The sequence below is a fragment of the Anaeromyxobacter sp. genome, from assembly GCA_016718565.1.
GTDB lineage: Bacteria > Myxococcota > Myxococcia > Myxococcales > Anaeromyxobacteraceae > JADKCZ01.
In genome coordinates, this window is record JADKCZ010000001.1 from 967369 (window position 1) to 984736 (window position 17368).

A 17368-nucleotide genomic window follows, 5' to 3' on the forward strand; every position below is an offset into this window, starting at 1 on the left:
CGGTCCCACCTCCCCCGGAGCCCGTGTGCCGATGCCCAGGTCGACCGCCGCGCCCTTCCTCGCCGTGCTCCTCCTCGCCGCCGGCTGCGCGGGGGAGCCGTGCACCGCCCCGTCGCTCACCGTGGCCTGGCGCTTCGACACGCCCAGCGGGGGGCAGGACGCCTCCTGCGCCGCCGTCGGGGTGTCCACGCTGAACGTCTTCGACGGCACCGGCGCCCCCTTCGGCACCGGCATCTCCTGCGCGCAGGGCTCCGCCACCTTCACCAACCTGCAGGCCGGCCCCTACGACCTCACCGTGGAGGGGCGGGACGCGGCCGGCAGGCTGGTGAACCGGGACTGGTACCGCCAGGAGGTGGGCGCCTGCGGCGAGACCCGCTCGGTGGCCCGGCCCGGGCAGGGCGACCTGCGCATCGCCTACGACACCTCGACCGGCACCTGCGACGCCGCCGACCTGCCCGGCATCCTCGGCTACATGTGGTTCTGGCTGGTGGACCAGGCCACCGACCAGGCCATCTACGGCATCACCTCGGGCAGCGGCAACGCCGACAAGGTGCTCTACCCGTGCAAGGTGGGGGACCTGACGCTGCGGGTGCCCTACGGCGTCTACCGGCTCGACTGGATCCAGGAGGTGCGCTACCCGCTGGCCACCGACCCGAACCCCGCCTACCAGTACTGCGAGCCCACCTCGGCCACGGTGCACCGGGCCGGGATCACCGACCTGGCGGTGGAGCTGGTGCCGGTGGCCGGCCTGGCGTGCCTGCCGTGAGCGGGCCGGGCGCCCCGCCGCGGGCGCCGCGCATCGGCATCTTCGACTCCGGGGTGGGCGGGCTCACCGTGCAGCGCGCCGTGCTGGCGGCGCTGCCCGGCGCCGACACCCTCTACCTGGGCGACACCGCCCGGGTGCCCTACGGCACCAAGTCGGCGGAGACCGTGACGCAGTACTCGCTGCGCAACGCCCGCTTCCTCATGGGGCAGGGCATCGACCTCCTGGTGGTGGCCTGCAACACCGCCTCGGCGGTGGCCATGCCGGCCTTGCGGGCGGCCCTGCCGGTGCCGGTGCTGGGCGTGGTCGAGCCGGGCGCGCGGGCCGCCGCCGCCGCCAGCCGCGGCGGGCGGGTGGGCGTCATCGGCACCCCCGGCACGGTGGCCAGCGGCGCCTACCAGGCCGCGCTGCGCGCCGCCCGGCCGGGCGTGGAGGTGGTGGCGGTGGCCTGCCCGCTCTTCGTGCCCCTGGCCGAGGAGGGCTGGACCGACCCGGCCGACGAGGTGGTGCAGGGCGTGGTGCGCCGCTACCTGGCGCCGCTCCGGGCCGCGGGCGTCGACACCCTGGTGCTGGGCTGCACCCACTACCCGCTGCTCAGGCAGGCCATCGCGGCCGAGCTGCCCGGGGTGGTGCTGGTGGACAGCGCCGAGACGGTGGCCGCCGAGGTGGCCGCCCTGGTGAGCGCGCCGGCCGGCCCGGAGGGCGCGCACCGCTTCTTCGTCACCGACGCGCCGGCCCGCTTCCTGGCCGTGGCGGGCCGCTTCCTGGGCCGGTCGGTCGAGGCGGCGGAGCACGTCGACGTCTAGGCGGGCCGGGGCGCGTGCTGGCGGGACCCGGGGGGCGCTGCTAGAGTCACCCACCGATGGCCGACGTGAAGAAGATGGTTGTGGGCTTCAACCACAACATCAAGCACAAGGGGAAGGGGTACCACATCCAGACCGAGGACTCGGGACTGGAGAACCCCCACATCATCACGCACCTCTTCGTCGGCGGGAACATCCTGGCGTCGAAGAAGACCTCCTACGCGGACATCGTCGGCGCCGAGAACCTGGCCCAGGTGGTGCGCGAGCTGATGGAGGAGCAGCACAAGGAGATGCTGCGCAACCTCATCAACGGCGTGTACGACGACCTCGACGCCGCCTACGCGCAGCAGGCCCAGGCCTTCCAGCCGGGCGAGATCCAGGCCGACGGTCGGACGGTGCAGCTGCAGCCGAGCATGATGGCGGCCCCGCGCGGCGCCCCGGCGCAGCCCGCCCCGCTCAAGGCCGCCCCGGCCCTGACGCCGCCGCCCTTCCCGGCGCAGCCCCGCGCCGCGCCGCCCCCGCCGGGCGCGCGCTCCCTGCCGCCCGAGGTGATGGCGGCCCGCCAGGAGCCCACCCCGGTGCTGCGCAACGACGGGGCCGAGACCCTCTTCGGCGAGGACCTCATCAGCGAGAAGAGCCTCGACGAGGTGATCCTCTCGTACCTCGCCGAGGACCTCGGCGACCGGAAGTAGGGCCCCGGCCGGCGGGATGATCCAGCTCTTCCACGTCACCAAGGAGTACCCGGGCGAGCCGCCCGCGCTCTCCGACGTGACGCTGGAGGTGGAGAAGGGCGAGTTCGTCTTCCTGACCGGGCCCTCCGGCGCGGGAAAGTCCACCCTGCTCAAGCTCATCTTCTGCGCCGAGCCCCCCAGCAGCGGGCAGGTGCTCCTCTTCGGCCGCAACCTGGCGCGCATCACGCCGCGCGAGGTGCCCTTCGTGCGCCGCCACATCGGGGTGGTCTTCCAGGACTTCAAGCTGCTGGAGGACCGGACGGTCGCGGAGAACGCGGCCCTGCCGCTCGAGGTGCGGGGCCTGGCCGACCAGGAGCTGCGCCGGCGGGTGCGCGGCCTGCTGCGCTCGGTGGGGCTGGAGCACCGCGCCGACAAGTTCCCCCCCTCGCTCTCCGGCGGCGAGCAGCAGCGGGTGGCGGTGGCGCGGGCGCTGGCCGGCGACCCGCAGCTCCTGCTGGCCGACGAGCCCACCGGCAACCTCGACGGCGCGCGCACGCTGGAGGTCATGGAGCTGCTGGCGGCCGCCAACGCGCGCGGCACCACCGTGCTCATCGCCACCCACGACCGCGGCCTGCTGGAGCGCTACAAGCGGCGGGTGGTGGAGCTGGACCGTGGCCGGGTGGTGTCGGACGGCGCGGCGGTGCGGAGGATGGGGGGCTGACCCCGCACGCCCATGGCCTTCCGACCCGTCCACGTCACCCGCCGCGCCCTGCAGGCCATGGTCCGGGGCCCCTACGTCACGCTCACCGGCACCGCGACCATCCTGGTGGCGGTGCTGGTGACCGGCCTGTTCGCCGCGGCCCTGGGCGGGCTGGAGCGGCTGGTCACCTCCTGGGCGGGCCAGGTGCGCCTCTCGGTCTACCTGGCGCCGGGGGCCGACCTGGAGCGGGCGCGGGCGGCGGCCGCCGCGCTGGCGCCGGGCCGGGTGGTGGAGGCCGTGCCGGCGGCCGAGGGGCTGCGCCGGCTGGCCGCCAGCCTGGGAGAGCAGGCCGGCATCCTGGAGGGCGTCGGGCCGGAGGCCATCCCCGACGCCGTGGAGGTGGCCGCCCCGGGCCTCCGGCTGGAGGAGGTGCGGGCGCTGGCGGCGCGCCTGCGGCAGGTGCCGGGCGCCGCCGAGGTGGACTACGGCACCACCTGGCTGGAGCGGCTGGAGGCCCTGCTGGCCCGGGCCCGCCTGGTCGGCCTGGCGCTGCTCGGGCTCCTGGCCCTGGGCACGGCGGTGCTGGTCTCCAACACGCTGCGGCTGGCGGTCTTCGCGCGGCGCGAGGAGATCCAGATCATGAAGCTGGTGGGGGCCACCGACGCCTACGTGGGCGCCCCCTTCCTGGTGGAGGGGCTGCTGCAGGGGCTCCTGGGCGGGGGCCTGGCGGCCGGCGTGCTGCTGGCCCTGCACGCCGCGCTGGCGCCGCGCCTGGCGGCCGCCTCCGGGCTGGCGGCGCTCACCAGGTCCGACGTCCTCCCCTGGCCGCTGCTCCTCGGGCTGGCGCTCGGCGGCGGGGCCATCGGCCTCGTGGCCAGCGCCCTGGCCCTGGCCCGCCACCTGCGCCGCACCTGACGCCGTGACCGCCCTCGCCGCGCTGCTCGGCCTCGCCCTGGCCGCCGACCCGCGGGCCCAGCTCGACGCGCTGCAGGCGCGGGGCCGGGCGGCCGCCGCCGCGGCGCGGCTGCTGGCCGACCAGGAGGCCTCGGTGCTCGACGGGCTCGACGCCGTGGAGGTGGCGGCGGCCGCCGCCGCCCAGGAGGCGGAGCGGGCCGAGGCGGAGCGGGCCGCGGCCGAGCGGCGCCTGGCCAGGGCCGCCGAGGCGGAGGAGGCGGCGACCGGGCGGCTCCAGGCGCGGCTGGCCGAGCTCCGCCCGCGGCTCCGGGCGCGGGCCCGGCTGGGGGCGGCCGGCGAGCTGGTGGCGCTGCTCTCGGCCCCGTCGCTGGCCGAGCTGGTGCAGCGGCGCTGGCTGCTGGGGCGCATCCTGGCGCGCGACGCCGCCCTGGTCTCGGCGGCCCGCGCCGCCCGGGACGAGCGCGAGGCCTCGCGCCGGGATCGGCAGGCCGAGGCCACCCGGCTGGCGGCGGCGGTGGAGGCGGCGCGGGCCCGCCAGGCGCTGGCCAGCGAGCGGCAGGAGGAGCGGCGCAGCCTGCTGGCGGCGCTGCGCGGCGCCCGCGCCCTGCAGGAGCGCGTCGCCGCCGAGGCCACCGGGCAGGCGCGGCGCCTGGCGGCCTTCGTGGCCACCCTGCCGCCGTCCCGGACCGGCGGCCCGGCGCGCAGCGGCTTCGCGGCGCGCCAGGGGCGGCTGGTGCCGCCGGCCGACGGGCCGGTGACGGTGGGGTTCGGCAAGGTGGTCAACCCCAAGTTCAACACCGTCACCGTGCAGAACGGCCTCGACATCCAGGCGCCGGCGGGCGCCCCGGTGCACGCGGTGGCCCCGGGGCGGGTGGTCCACGCCGGGTGGTTCAAGGGGTACGGCAACCTGGTGATCGTGGACCACGGCGAGGGCTACCACTCGCTGGTGGCGCACCTGGGCGCCATGCGCACCGCCATGGGCGAGGAGGTCGAGGCCGGCGCGGTGCTCGGCACGGTGGGCGACTCCGGCTCGCTCAAGGGGGACTACCTCTACTTCGAGCTGCGCGAGCGGGGCAGGCCGGTCGATCCCGGGCCGTGGCTGGCCAGGTAGGGAAGGCCGGCACCTCGACCGCGGCCCCCGGCGCGCTAGACTCCCGGGATGCGCCCCTCGCCCCTCCGCCGCCTCCTCGGCCCGCTCCTGGTGGGCGCCGCCTTCCTGGCCGGCCTCTCGGTGAACCACGTGGCCCAGGCCGCCCGCCGGTCGGAGACCTACCGGCCGCTCGACGTCTTCGCCGACGTGCTGGCCCACGTGGAGAACTCCTACGTGGAGGAGGTGGACGAGCGCGAGCTGGTCTACGGCGCGGTGGACGGGCTGGTGGGGCGGCTCGATCCGCACTCGGTCTTCCTCCGGCCGGAGGTCTTCAAGGCGCTGCGCGACGAGACCACCGGCGAGTTCGACGGGCTGGGGCTGGAGCTGACGGTGCGCGAGGGGCAGCTCACCGTCATCTCGCCCATGGCCGACTCGCCCGGGGAGCGGGCCGGCATCCGGCCCGGCGACCACATCGTCTCCATCGACGGCAGCCCGGCCCGCGACCTGACGCTGGCCGAGGCCATCCGCCGCCTGAAGGGGGCGGTGGGCACCACCGTGGCGCTGGAGCTGATGCGCGAGGGGTTCAGCGCCCCGCAGCGGCTCACCCTGGTGCGCGACCGGATCCGGCTGCAGAGCGTGGACTGGCGCGTGCTGGACGGGCCGCGCCGCTACGCCTACGTGCGCATCAAGGCCTTCCAGGAGCGGACCGACCGGGCGCTGGAGAAGGCCCTCGGCGAGGCCCGCGCCACCCTGAAGGGAGAGCTGCGCGGGCTGGTGCTGGACCTGCGCAACGACCCCGGCGGCCTGCTCGACCAGGCGGTGCGGGTCAGCGACCGCTGGCTCACCGGCGGGGTCATCGTCACCACCGAGGGGCGGGGGCGGCGCAACGTGGAGGTGGAGAAGGCGCGCGAGAAGGACACCGAGCCGGCCTACCCGCTCATCGTGCTGGTCAACAAGGGGACCGCCAGCGCCAGCGAGATCGTGGCCGGCGCGCTGCAGGACCACCAGCGGGCGGTCATCATGGGCACGCCCACCTTCGGCAAGGGCTCGGTGCAGACCATCATCGAGCTGGAGGACGGGGCGGGCCTCAAGCTCACCGTGGCCCGCTACTACACGCCGCGCCACCGCTCCATCCAGGAGCACGGCATCACCCCGGACGTGGTGGTGGCCGACGCCGCCCCGCAGGCGCGCGAGGACGGCCCGGGGGAGCGCGACCTGAAGCGCCACCTCCGCAACGAGGCGGGAGACCGGGCGGCCGGGCCCGGTGGCGCCGGGGCCGCCCCGCCCGGCGGGCCCGGGCGCGGCGCGCCGGCGGAGGGGCCGGGCGACGACTACCAGCTGCGCACGGCGCTCGACTACCTGAAGGCGGTGGACATCTTCAAGTCGGCGGGGGCCGCCCCGGCCCTGCCGCGCTGAGCAGGGGGAGGCCCGGCCGCCGGTGGTCCCGGCCGGGCCCGGGCGCTCCGTCCGCCTCCGTTCGGCCGCGGCCCGCCGGACACGCCTGCCTGTGTCGCCGCTGCCTGTCCCGGAGGCATGACGTGGCGCGTCAGGCGACCCGCGACTTCTCCATCTGCTCGATTTTCCTGAGACATCTCGGGCTTTTCGCGATTTGACATTCACGTCGGGATCAGTAAAGTACGCGCGGCCTCGCGTTTGCTTCCAAGAGCACCCCGGGGCCCCCACCCAGGACACGAAAGACAGCCGTCGCTCGCGGGGGCGAGCCGGCGGCACCAGGTCACGATGAGCACACTCGAGCTGTCGGTCTTCCTCGCCTACTCCTGCCTCCTGCTGGTGCTCTCGCTCTACGGCTCCCACCGGATCCGGATGGTCTACCTGTACTACCGGCACAAGTTCCGGCTGCCGACCCCCGCCGGCCGCTTCGCCGAGCTGCCCCGCATCACCGTGCAGCTGCCCATGTTCAACGAGCTCTACGTGGCGGAGCGGGTCATCGACGCCGCCTGCAAGCTCGAGTATCCGGCCGACCGGCTGGAGATCCAGGTCCTCGACGACTCCACCGACGAGACCCAGGGCATCGCCCGCGCCTGCGTGGAGCGCTGGCGGCAGCAGGGCGTGGACGTCAGCTACGTCCACCGCGTCAACCGCCAGGGCTTCAAGGCCGGCGCGCTGGAGCACGGCCTGACCACCGCCAAGGGCGAGTTCGTGGCGGTCTTCGACGCCGACTTCCTGCCCCAGGCCGACTACCTGCTCCGCTGCGTCCACCACTTCACCGATCCCAGGGTGGCGGTGGTGCAGGCCCGCTGGGGCCACATCAACCGCGGCCACTCGCTCCTGACCCGGGCCCAGGCCATCTTCCTCGACGGCCACTTCCTGGTGGAGCACTCGGCCCGCAGCGGCTCCGGCGTCTTCTTCAACTTCAACGGCACCGCCGGCGTCTGGCGCCGCGCCGCCATCGTGGACGGCGGCGGCTGGCAGCACGACACCATCACCGAGGATCTCGACCTCTCCTACCGGACCCAGGTGAAGGGCTGGAAGTTCGTCTTCCTGCCCGACGTGGTCACCCCGGCCGAGCTGCCCGAGGACATGAACGCCTTCAAGGCCCAGCAGCACCGCTGGGCCAAGGGCTCCATCCAGGTGGCCCTGAAGCTCTGGCCCATGCTGCGCCAGGCCGGCCTGCCGCCCGAGCAGCGCAAGGAGGCCTTCTTCCACCTGACGGCCAACCTGGCCTGGGTGGTGATGATCCCGCTGGCCATCCTGCTCCCCGTCTCCTGCGTGGTGCGCGTCTCCCACGGCTGGTTCGAGGTGCTGCTGGTGGACCTGCCCTTCTTCGTCATGGCCACCCTGTCGGTGCTGATGTTCTACGCCGTCAGCCAGGCCGAGCAGGGCGCCAGCTGGTGGGACCGGGTCAAGCACCTGCCCTTCGTCATGGCCCTGGGCATCGGCCTCTCGGTCAACAACGCCCGCGCCGTGGTCGAGGCGCTCATGGGGTACGAGACCGGCTTCGTGCGCACGCCCAAGGCGGGCGTGGGCGGCCCGGCCGCGGCCCTGAAGAAGAAGAGCGGCTACAAGGCGGCGGCCACCCTGCAGCCGCTGGTGGAGCTGGCCCTGGCGGCCTACATGACCTACGGCGTGGCCTACCTGATCGAGCGGGAGGTCTACTACTCGATCCCCTTCCTGGTGCTCTTCCAGGTGGGCTACGGGTACGTGGCGCTGGTCTCGATCTACGAGGGGCTGCGCGGCCGCGTCCTCCGCCTGGCCCGGGTCTTCGCGCCGGCCGGCGCCGTGGAGTAGCCGCCTACCCGGCCAGCGCCTTCTCGTAGACCGTGACGCCGCGGTCCAGCCGCCCCACCGCGGCGAACCCCAGGCGCGTCCAGAACGCCTGGGCGCCGGGGTTCTCGTCGCCCACCGAGAGGCGCAGGGTGCCGAAGCCCGCCGCCGCCAGCCCGCGCTCCAGGGCGGCCGCGGCCTCGGCGCCGTAGCCCTGCCCCTGCACGGCCTCGCGCAGCACCAGCAGCCCGAGGTGGGCGGTGCCGGGCTCCGGCTGGTCGAGCCAGACGTCGAGCAGCCCCACCGGCGCGCCGTCGCGCCGGGCCGCCACCAGCCAGACCCGCCGCAGCGGGTCGGCCTCCGCCTCGTCGAGCAGGTGGTCGGCGGCGCCCGGGTCGGCCGGGCCACCCTCGGTGGCCTCGTGGTAGCCGGGGGCGCCCTCCAGCACCCGCTGCAGCGCCGGCGCGTCGCGGCGCCCGGCCGGCCGGATGACCAGGCGGGGCGCGTCGAGCGGGGGCAGGGCGGGGTGCTGGTCCATGGCGTCGTCGGGGGCGGTGGCGGCCGGGCCTCAGGCCTGCGCCGCCCCGGCCTCCAGCAGGAGCGCCCGCGCCGCCGGGTCGGCCAGGTCGGGGATGACGGCGTCGGCGCCGGCGGCGCGCAGGGCGGCCTCGTCGAAGTTGCCGGTGGTGACGCACAGGGCCGGGCAGCCCACCGCGTGGGCGGCCAGGACGTCGCGTGGGGTGTCGCCGATGACCAGCACCTCGGCGGGCGCCACCGGCCGCCCCAGGGCCGCCGCCACCCGGCGCACCGCCGCGGCCACCACCAGCGCGCGCTCCTCGCCGTCGGCCGCGAAGCCGTGCATGCCCGCCGGACCCCAGTCGAAGAAGCGCTCCAGGTCGCCGCGGGCCAGCTTGACCCGGGCGCCCGCCACCACGTTCCCGGTGCACAGGCCGTAGGGGGTGCGGCGCGCCGTGAGCGCCGTCAGCAGGTCGACCACGCCCGGCAGGACCCGGAAGCCCGGGGCGGAGATCTCGCCCTGCAGGTGGGCCACGTAGCGGTCGAGGATGGCGGCGCAGGCCGCCTCGTCGAAGGTGCGGCCCAGCAGCCGGAGCGACTCGCGCACGATGCCCCGGTCGGTCATGCCGTCGAACTTGAGCGAGCGGATGGCGCCGTCGATGGGCCCGCCGGCGTGGTCGCCCAGGGCCCGCTCGAAGGCCCGCCGGCCCGCCCCGCTGGCGCGCAGCAGGGTGCCGTCGATGTCGAAGAGCAGCGCGGCCGGGCGCCTCATTCGAAGAGCGCCTCCACGAACTCGGCGGGCGAGAAGGGCTTCAGGTCAGCCACCGTCTCGCCCACCCCCACCCACCGCACCGGCAGCCCGAGCTCGTCGGTGATGCCGATGACCACCCCGCCCTTGGCGGTGCCGTCCAGCTTGGTGAGGCACAGGGCGGTCACCCCCAGCGCCTCGTGGAACTGGCGGGCCTGGGCGATGGCGTTCTGCCCGCTGGTGGCGTCGAGCACCAGCAGCACCTCGTGCGGCGCGCCCGGGGCGGCCTTGCCGATGACCCGCTTCACCTTCTTCAGCTCCTCCATGAGCGGGGCCTTGGTGTGGAGCCGGCCGGCCGTGTCGCACAGCACCACGTCGGCCCCGCTGGCCACGCCCTGCTGCACCGCCTCGAAGCAGACCGAGGCCGGGTCGGCGCCGTCCTTGCCGCGCACGATGGGGGCGCCCACCCGATCGGCCCAGATCTCGAGCTGCTCGCCGGCGGCGGCCCGGAAGGTGTCGCCGGCCCCCAGCAGCACCGCGTGGCCGGCCCCCTTCAGCTTGGCGGCCAGCTTGCCGATGGTGGTGGTCTTGCCCGACCCGTTGACGCCCACCACCATCACCACCCAGGGCCGCTCCGCGCCGGGGGCGAAGGGGCGCTGCGGCGCCGCGCCGTCCAGCGCCAGGATGCGGGAGATCTCGGCGCGCAGCGCGGCCTTCACCTTGGCGGGGTCGGAGAGGGCCTTGGCCCGCACCTTCTCGCGCACCGCCTCGAGCAGGGTGGTGGCGGTCTTGACGCCGATGTCGGCGGTGAAGAGCACCTCCTCGAGGTCGGCCAGCACCTGGTCGTCGAGCTGGCGTCCGCCGCCCAGCAGGGCGTTGAGCCGCGCCATGAAGCCGCCGCGGGTCTTCTCCAGGCCGGAGGCCAGCGTCTTGCCGGCCTCGGCCTCGGCCTTGCGGCGCTGGGCCTCCTGCTCGGCCAGGCGGGCCGCCTCGGCCGCGGCCGCGGCCCGGGCCGCCTCCTCGCGGGCGCGCGCCTCGGCCTCCTCGCGCTCCAGCCGCTTGCGCTCCTTGTCGAGCCGGTCGGCCTCCTTCTTCTGGCGGTAGGCCTCCCGCCTGGCCTCCTCGTCGCGGGCGGCCGAAGCGGCGGCGCTGGCGGCGGCCCGGGCGGCGGCGGCGGCAGCGGTGGCGCTGGCGGTGGTCGCGGCCGGGGTCGGGGTCGGGGTCGCGGTCGGGGTCGCGGTCCGGGTCGGGGTCGCGGTCCGGGCCGGGGCCGGGGCAGCGGTCCGGGTCGGCGCCGCCTTCCCCTTCGCCGCCTTCCCCTTCACCTCGGCCGGGGCCTCCTCCCCCTCGTCCTCCGGCGGGGGCGGGGCGTCGCGCAGCTCGCGCTCGATCTCGGCCTGGGGAACCTCGGGCTCCGGGGTCCCGCGCGGCGTGCGGAGGAGGCGGAGCGCCACGGCGCCGACCAGGACGAGGAGGGCGACGAGGACGCCGATGCCGACGGCGTCGTTCGCGGTGAGGGCGAGCGGGATCACGAGGGGCTCCATCCTGGGAAAAGGCTCGGGAGGGCGTGGATATAGGACCCCCTCCGCGGGGGTGTCAACGCGCCCCGGCGCCCCCGCCCCCTGGCCCTAGGCCGCGGTGGACTCGCGCGCCCGCTCGGAGAGCCGCACCGAGACCAGCTTGGAGACGCCCGGCTCCTCCATGGTCACCCCGTAGAGCGTGTCCACCATCTCCATGGTCCGCTTGTTGTGGGTGATGAGGATGAACTGCGAGGTCCTGGACATCTCCTTCACGATCTCGTTGTAGCGGCCCACGTTGGCGTCGTCGAGCGGGGCGTCCACCTCGTCGAGCAGGCAGAACGGGGTGGGCTTGATGAGGAAGATGGCGAAGATCAGCGCCACCGCGGTGAGCGCCTTCTCGCCGCCGGAGAGCAGGTTGACGCTCTGCAGCTTCTTGCCGGGCGGCTGGGAGAAGATCTCCACCCCGGCCTCGCCCTCGCCGCCCTCGGGCTGCGTCAGCACCAGGCCGGCGCGGCCGCCGGCGAAGAGGCGCGGGAAGACCTGCTGGAACTTCTCGTTGACCCGGTCGAAGGTCTCCTGGAAGCGCTCCCGGCTGGCCCGGTTGATCTTGACGATGGCGGCCTTCAGGTCGGCCATCGACGACTCCAGGTCCAGCTTCTGCGCGGTCATGAAGGTGTGGCGCTGGGCCAGCTCGTCGTACTCCTCGATGGCGGTCAGGTTGATGGCGCCCATCCGGTCGGCCTGCCCCTTCAGCTCCTCCAGCCGCTCGCGCTCGGCCTCGGCGGGCGGGCGCTCCAGGTGGAACCGCGACACCTCCCAGCGGAGCTCGGCCTGGCAGCGCTCGCGCACCTGCTCCTCGAGGTGGCTGAGCTCCAGCGCCTGCTCCCGGGCGGTCAGCGCCGAGGCCGACAGGTCGGCCCGCACGCCCTCCACCCGGGTGCGCAGCTCGCGCAGCTCGGCGTCGCGGGCCCGGCCGGCGGCCACCAGCCCGTCGTGCTCGGCCCGGGCGGCCGCCAGGGCGGCCTGCACCACCACCAGGTCGGCGGCCAGCCGGCCCAGGTCCACCCGCGTGCCGTCCACCCGGCCGCGCAGCTCGGCGGCCCGGGCGTTCTGCTCGGAGAGGCCGGCGAAGAGCCGGGCCCGCCGGTCCTCCACCTCGCGCCGGGTGTCGTCGATGCGGCGCAGCGCCGAGCCGATGGACTCGCGCCGCTCGGCGTCGGCGGCCACCTTGACCTTCAGGTTGAGCAGCTCGGCGGTGGCCACGTCGCCGCGCGCCCGCAGGGCGTCGAGCCGCTCCATGGCGGCGCGGGCCCGCTCCTCGCCGCGGGCGGCCAGGGCCTCGGCGGTGGCGGCGGCCAGGCGGTGCTCCTCCTCCTCGCGCGAGAGGCCGCCCAGGCCGTCCTCCAGCTGGGAGCGCTCCAGCTCCAGCTGCCCCAGCCGCTGGGCGGTCCGCTCCAGCTCCTCGCCCAGCCGCGCCAGGTCCTTCTCCTGGTCCAGCAGGGCCAGCTCCTTCTCGCGGCCGTCCTTGTCGAGCGACTTGAGCGCCGCCTCCAGCTGCAGCAGGCGGGTCTGCAGGGCGCGGTGGCGCTCCTGGGCCAGGGCGAACTCGGCCTCGAAGGCGCGGACCGTCTCCTCCAGCTCCTGCACCTCGCGGCGGCGCTGCAGGGCGCCGTGCCCCTCGCCCTCCAGCGGGCCGCCGGTGACCACGCCGGAGGGATCCAGCACCTCGCCGTCCAGCGTCACCAGGGTGCGCTTGGGCTCGGCGGACTGCCACAGCTCCAGCGCCGAGGGCAGGTCGCGCACGATGAGCGCGTCGCCCAGCAGGAAGCGCACCACCTTCTCGTAGGAGGGCTCGAAGCGGACCACGTCCACCGCCGAGGCCACCACGCCCGGGTGGGCCGCCGACTCGGGCAGCCAGGCCTCGGCGTCGCGCAGGCGCGCCATGGGGATGAGGGAGGCGCGCCCCTCGGCGGCCGTCTTGAGGTAGTCGATGGCCTCGACGCCCTGGGAGTGGCTCTCCACGATGACGTACTGCAGCCGCTCGCCCAGCACCGCCTCGATGGCGTTCTCGAACTCCGGGGCCGAGGAGACCACGTCGGCCACCAGGCCGAAGATGCCCCGGTCGCGCCCCTCGCCCTGGCCGGCGCGGGTCATGATGGAGCGCACGCCGCGGCCGTAGCCCTCGTAGTTGCGCAGCACCTCGTTCAGGGTCATGAGGCGCGAGCGCTTGTCCTGCAGCTCCTCGCGCAGGGTGATGAGCTTGGCCTCGTTCTGGATGAACTCGGAGCGGGTGCGCTCCAGCAGCTCCTCCTGCGCCCCGCGCTGCTCCTCCAGCCGCAGCTTGAGCTGCCGGGTCTGCCCCAGCTTCTCGGCGTACTGCGAGCGGCTGCCGTCCAGGCGGGTGGTGCGGTCGCCGAGCTCGCCGGCCTCGGCGCGGTTGCGGTCGTGGCGGCCCTTCACGTCGAGGCGCTGCCGCTCCAGCTGGGCCAGCTGGCTGCGGTGGCCGGTGGCCTCGGAGAGGGCCGCGGCGGCGTCGGCGCGGGCCTGGTCCGCCTCGCCCTGGGCGCCGCCCTGCTCGCGCGACAGCTCGCGCAGCGTGATCTCGGCGTCGCCGAGGCGCACGTCGTCGCTGCTGGAGAGGGAGGTGAGGTCGTCGCGCTGGCGCAGCAGCGCCTCGCGCTCGGCCGCCAGGGCCTCGGCCTGGGCCTTCAGCCCCTCCACCTCGCCGGCCTGGGCCTGGGTGCGCTCGCCGATCTGGTCCAGCTCGCGGGCGGCCGCCTCCACCGACACCTCGGAGACCCGCGCCGCGCTGGTCAGCTCGTGCTCGCGGGCCGTCAGCTCGGCCAGGCGGGCCTCGCCCGCGGAGAGCAGGGCCCGGTCGGCCTCCAGCGCCGCCTCCAGCTCGACCAGGCGGGCCGCCAGCTCGGCCTCCTGGCCGCGGGCCAGGGCGTGGCGCTCCTCGGCGGCGCGGCGGGTGGCGGTCAGCTCCAGGTAGCGGGCGGCGGCGGCCTGGAGCTCCAGCTCGCGGATCTCCGCCTTGAGCCCCTTGTACTTCTCGGCGCGGCGGGCCTGCCGGTTCAGGCTCTCCAGCTGCTTGCCCAGCTCCAGCACGATGTCGGCCACCCGGGTCAGGTTCTGGTGGGTGGCCTCCATCTTCCGCTCGGCCGCCTCGCGGCGCTTCTTGTACTTGGTGACGCCGGCCGCCTCCTCGATGATGGCGCGCCGGTCCTCCGGCCGCGCCGACACGATCTGGCCGATGCGCCCCTGCTCCACGATGGAGTAGGCGGTGCGGCCGATGCCGGAGCCGAAGAAGATCTCGTTGACGTCGAGGAGCCGGGCCGACACCCCGTTGAGCAGGTACTCCGACTCGCCGGTGCGGTAGAGGCGGCGCCCCACCGTGATCTCGCCGAAGCCCTGGTAGGCGGCCGGCAGCTCGCTGGGCCGGTCGTTGACGAAGGTGAGGGTCACCTCGGCCACCGAGAGGGGCGGCTTCGACTCGGAGCCGTTGAAGATGACGTCCTCCATCGAGCGGCCGCGCAGCTGCCGGGCCGACTGCTCGCCCAGGACCCAGCGGATGGAGTCGGCCACGTTCGACTTGCCGCAGCCGTTGGGGCCGACCACGCCGGTGACCCCGTCGTCGAAGACGACCACGGTCCGGTCCATGAACGACTTGAAGCCGACCACGTCGAGACGCCTGATGCGCATGGTGGATGGCGATATCACGTCCCATGGGGCGCTTCAACACAAGCCGTTGATCGTGCTCGGGAATCCCGGGAACTTGACCGGCGCTCGGGGGGCCGGTGGCCCGAATTCGCCCATCGGATCGGGGCGTTAGGTGACACCACATGCCACCGCACGGCACGCCGCCCGCCGGGCTTTTTCCCAAGGGGGGAGCCTGCGACTAGACTCACGCCCCGATGCGCCTCCTCGGACCCCTGCTCCGCAACACCGTCTTCGCGCTGATCCTGTCGCAGGTGGTCGCCTGGTGGATGGCGGTCACGGTCTTCCCGCTGACGCCGGCCCAGCTGGCCAGCCTGCAGTGGGTCTTCCCCCTGGCGGTGAGCCTCGAGGTGCTGCTGGTGGGGGCGGCGCTGCTGGTGCTGGTCCGGCCGCTGCGCCTGGCCGCCGCCCGCCAGGCGCCGCTCGACGACGCCCAGGCCCTGGCCGCCGCGCACTCGGCCCACCGGCTGCCCTCGTCGGCCTCGATGGCGGCGCTGCTGGCCGGGGCCCTGATCGCCGGGCTGCGGGTGTGGCTCATGCTGCGGCAGGGGGTGCCCCCGGACATCGGGCTGGCCGGCGCCGGGGTGGGCCTGGCCGCCGCCATCCTGGGCGCCATGGCCACCTACACCCTGGCGGCCTCGGCGGCGGCGCAGGCGCTGGAGGTGCTGGGGCCGCGCGCCGAGGTGGCGGTGCACGGCACGGTGCGCGGCAAGATCCTGGTGGTCGGCTTCGGCCTCAACACCATCGGGCTGCTGCTCTTCGCCGCCTCCGGCTACGTGCGCTACCGGGCCGACATCGACCGCGAGTACCTGGCGGCCGCCGAGCGGGCCCAGCAGAGCGTGGTCTCCTCGTCGCGCCTCCTGGCGGACCGCGAGGTCGCCGAGCACGTCTGGCTGGTGACGGCGGCGCCCTCGGCGCTGCTGGGGCCGGGCGGCGGCGTGCTGGCGCGCTTCGGCGCCGGCGACCACCCCTTCTCCCGCGCAGCCGGCTCGCCGGGCACGCAGCGCGTGGCGGGCGGCTGGCTGGTGGCGGCGCGGGCCCCGGGCGGCGGCCTGGTGGTCAGCTGGCTCTCCGAGGGGCCGCTGCAGGGGCGGCGGCGCGACTTCTGGTCGTCGCTGGCCTCCACCGGCCTGCTGGTCTACCTGGCGGCGGCGGTGCTGGCCTGGATGGCGGCCCGCGCCATCACCATCCCCTTCCGCACGCTGGGGCGCGCCGCCGACCGCATCGCCGGCGGCGACCTGACGGTGAGCCCGCCCTCCATCTCGCAGGACGAGATGGGCCAGCTGGCGGCCGACTTCCGCCGCATGGCCCAGGGGCTGAAGGCCCTGGTCATCGACGTGCAGGCGGCCAGCGCCGGCGTCTCGCACGGCGCCCGCGAGGCCGGCGCCATCGGCGAGCGGGTGCGCCACGGCGCGCTCGACCAGCACCAGGGGGTGGTGGCGGTGCAGGCCGCGGTGGAGGCCATGGAGGGCTCGGTGGCCCAGGTCTCGCGCGGGGTGGGGTCGCTCTCCGACTACGTGCAGGTCACCACCGGCGCGGTGGGCGAGATGGCGGCGGCCCTCGAGGAGGTCCGCAAGAAGGGGGCCGAGCTCGACCGCGCCATGGACTCGGCGCTGGCCGACGTCGACAACCTCTCGTCGGCCGGGCGCGAGGCCGAGGCCACCCTGGGCGAGCTGGAGGGGCTGGCCAGCCACGCCGGCGGCACCCTGGCGGCGGTGCGCGCCTCGGTGTCGGCCCTGGAGCGGGCCGCCGGCGAGAGCGAGGCCAACGCGGCGCTGGTGGCCGAGATGGCGCAGCGCTCCGGCGGGGTGGTCGAGGAGACGGTGCACGGCATCGAGACCCTGCGGGCCGCGGTCTCCGACGCCCACCGGCGCATCACCGCGCTGGGGCGCCGCTCCGACGACATCGACCAGGTGGTGGACTTCATCTCCGAGGTGGCCGGGCGCACCAACCTGCTCTCGCTCAACGCCTCCATCATCGCCAGCCAGGCGGGCCAGCACGGCAAGGCCTTCGCGGTGGTGGCCGACCAGATCCGCGACCTGGCCGCCCAGATCGCCCGCTCCACCAAGTCCATCGGCGACATCATCCACGCGGTGCGCGAGGACGTGGAGGCCACCGCCGCCCTCATCGACCGCGGCGACGCGCTGGCGGTGGAGGGGGTGCAGCTGGCCCGCAACTCGCTGGAGGCGCTCGGCCAGATCCAGCGCACCACCGCCCAGGGGCGGGAGACCGCCGGGGCCATCCGCCAGGCGGTGGACGCCCACGCCGGCTCGTCGCGCGAGGTCTCGCAGCTGGTCGAGTCGGTGGCCGACGGCTCGCGCGCCGTCACCGCGGCGGTCCAGCTGGTGGGGCGCTCGGTGGCCGGGGTGGGCAGCGTGTCACGCAGCGTGAACGCGCTGGCCGAGCAGGTGAGCCGGGCGCTGGAGGACCAGTCCGGCATGGGGCGGCGGCAGCTGGAGAGCCTCTCCCGCCTGGAGCGGATGATCGCCGACATCACCCGGGCCGTGGAGGCGCACAACGCCGCCACCCGCCGGGTGCGCGACACGCTGGGCGACCTGTCGGGCACCACCGACGATCACGAGCGGGCGGTGGAGGTCCTCTCCGGGGTGGCCGAGCGGCTGGGCGGCCGCGCCACGGCGCTGGCCGAGCGCATCGACCGCTTCAAGGTCTGAGGCCTTCGCCCCGTCCGCGCCGGGG

12 protein-coding genes and 1 pseudogene are annotated in these 17368 nt (G+C 75.4%); 9 read left to right on the forward strand and 4 right to left on the reverse strand.

The window, feature by feature from the left end; all coding sequences use genetic code 11:
* Positions 1–31 precede the first annotated feature (31 nt).
* The 8 genes from IPO09_04160 (at position 32) to IPO09_04195 (ending at position 8191) form a co-directional block, all read left to right on the forward strand.
* Positions 32–766, forward strand: a complete 735-nt coding sequence (locus IPO09_04160) for a hypothetical protein (GenBank protein ID MBK9516547.1) — start codon at positions 32–34, stop codon at positions 764–766.
* A complete protein-coding gene (locus IPO09_04165; GenBank protein ID MBK9516548.1) occupies positions 763–1569 on the forward strand; it encodes a glutamate racemase in 807 nt (268 codons plus the stop codon). Before IPO09_04160 ends, IPO09_04165 begins: the two co-directional genes overlap by 4 nt.
* Before the next feature lie 56 nt (positions 1570–1625).
* On the forward strand, positions 1626–2258 hold the full coding sequence (locus tag IPO09_04170; GenBank protein ID MBK9516549.1) for a hypothetical protein: 633 nt from the start codon (positions 1626–1628) through the stop codon (positions 2256–2258).
* 16 nt (positions 2259–2274) lie between these two features.
* Entirely contained in the window at positions 2275–2958 is a 684-nt protein-coding gene (gene ftsE, locus IPO09_04175; GenBank protein ID MBK9516550.1) for a cell division ATP-binding protein FtsE, read from the forward strand.
* A 12-nt stretch (positions 2959–2970) separates the two neighbouring features.
* Positions 2971–3852, forward strand: a complete 882-nt coding sequence (locus IPO09_04180) for a cell division protein FtsX (protein MBK9516551.1) — start codon at positions 2971–2973, stop codon at positions 3850–3852.
* Between the two features lie 4 nt (positions 3853–3856).
* Complete coding sequence (locus IPO09_04185) at positions 3857–4963, forward strand: peptidoglycan DD-metalloendopeptidase family protein (protein ID MBK9516552.1); 1107 nt, start codon at positions 3857–3859, stop codon at positions 4961–4963.
* A gap of 48 nt (positions 4964–5011) precedes the next feature.
* A complete protein-coding gene (locus IPO09_04190; GenBank protein MBK9516553.1) occupies positions 5012–6358 on the forward strand; it encodes a S41 family peptidase in 1347 nt (448 codons plus the stop codon).
* Positions 6359–6682: 324 nt separating this feature from the next.
* Entirely contained in the window at positions 6683–8191 is a 1509-nt protein-coding gene (locus tag IPO09_04195; protein ID MBK9516554.1) for a glycosyltransferase, read from the forward strand.
* Positions 8192–8195: 4 nt separating this feature from the next.
* On the opposite strand, the gene IPO09_04200 is transcribed toward IPO09_04195, so the two are convergent.
* From IPO09_04200 to smc, 4 genes and pseudogenes are all read right to left on the reverse strand, one after another.
* The gene (locus IPO09_04200) at positions 8196–8705 is read right to left on the reverse strand and encodes a GNAT family N-acetyltransferase (protein ID MBK9516555.1); all 510 of its coding nucleotides are present in this window, start codon (positions 8703–8705) and stop codon (positions 8196–8198) included.
* 30 nt (positions 8706–8735) lie between these two features.
* A complete protein-coding gene (locus IPO09_04205; protein ID MBK9516556.1) occupies positions 8736–9455 on the reverse strand; it encodes an HAD family hydrolase in 720 nt (239 codons plus the stop codon).
* A pseudogene (gene ftsY, locus IPO09_04210) lies at positions 9452–10710 on the reverse strand (signal recognition particle-docking protein FtsY). Before ftsY ends, IPO09_04205 begins: the two are co-directional and overlap by 4 nt.
* 349 nt (positions 10711–11059) lie before the next feature.
* Entirely contained in the window at positions 11060–14656 is a 3597-nt protein-coding gene (gene smc, locus IPO09_04215; GenBank protein ID MBK9516557.1) for a chromosome segregation protein SMC, read from the reverse strand.
* Between the two features lie 284 nt (positions 14657–14940).
* Here smc and IPO09_04220 point away from each other — a divergent pair, with 284 nt between their 5' ends.
* On the forward strand, positions 14941–17343 hold the full coding sequence (locus tag IPO09_04220) for a HAMP domain-containing protein (protein ID MBK9516558.1): 2403 nt from the start codon (positions 14941–14943) through the stop codon (positions 17341–17343).
* Positions 17344–17368 lie beyond the last annotated feature (25 nt).

Excerpts from the sequence above, each read along its gene's own strand:
- IPO09_04200 (MBK9516555.1), bottom strand. The coding sequence starts at position 8,705 with ATGGACCAGCACCCCGCCCTGCCCCCGCTCGACGCGCCCCGCCTGGTC.
- IPO09_04220 (MBK9516558.1), top strand. The coding sequence starts at position 14,941 with ATGGCGGTCACGGTCTTCCCGCTGACGCCGGCCCAGCTGGCCAGCCTG.
- IPO09_04205 (MBK9516556.1), bottom strand. The coding sequence starts at position 9,455 with ATGAGGCGCCCGGCCGCGCTGCTCTTCGACATCGACGGCACCCTGCTG.
- IPO09_04160 (MBK9516547.1), top strand. The coding sequence starts at position 32 with ATGCCCAGGTCGACCGCCGCGCCCTTCCTCGCCGTGCTCCTCCTCGCC.
- IPO09_04170 (MBK9516549.1), top strand. The coding sequence starts at position 1,626 with ATGGCCGACGTGAAGAAGATGGTTGTGGGCTTCAACCACAACATCAAG.
- IPO09_04180 (MBK9516551.1), top strand. The coding sequence starts at position 2,971 with ATGGCCTTCCGACCCGTCCACGTCACCCGCCGCGCCCTGCAGGCCATG.
- IPO09_04195 (MBK9516554.1), top strand. The coding sequence starts at position 6,683 with ATGAGCACACTCGAGCTGTCGGTCTTCCTCGCCTACTCCTGCCTCCTG.
- IPO09_04190 (MBK9516553.1), top strand. The coding sequence starts at position 5,012 with ATGCGCCCCTCGCCCCTCCGCCGCCTCCTCGGCCCGCTCCTGGTGGGC.
- ftsE (MBK9516550.1), top strand. The coding sequence starts at position 2,275 with ATGATCCAGCTCTTCCACGTCACCAAGGAGTACCCGGGCGAGCCGCCC.
- smc (MBK9516557.1), bottom strand. The coding sequence starts at position 14,656 with ATGCGCATCAGGCGTCTCGACGTGGTCGGCTTCAAGTCGTTCATGGAC.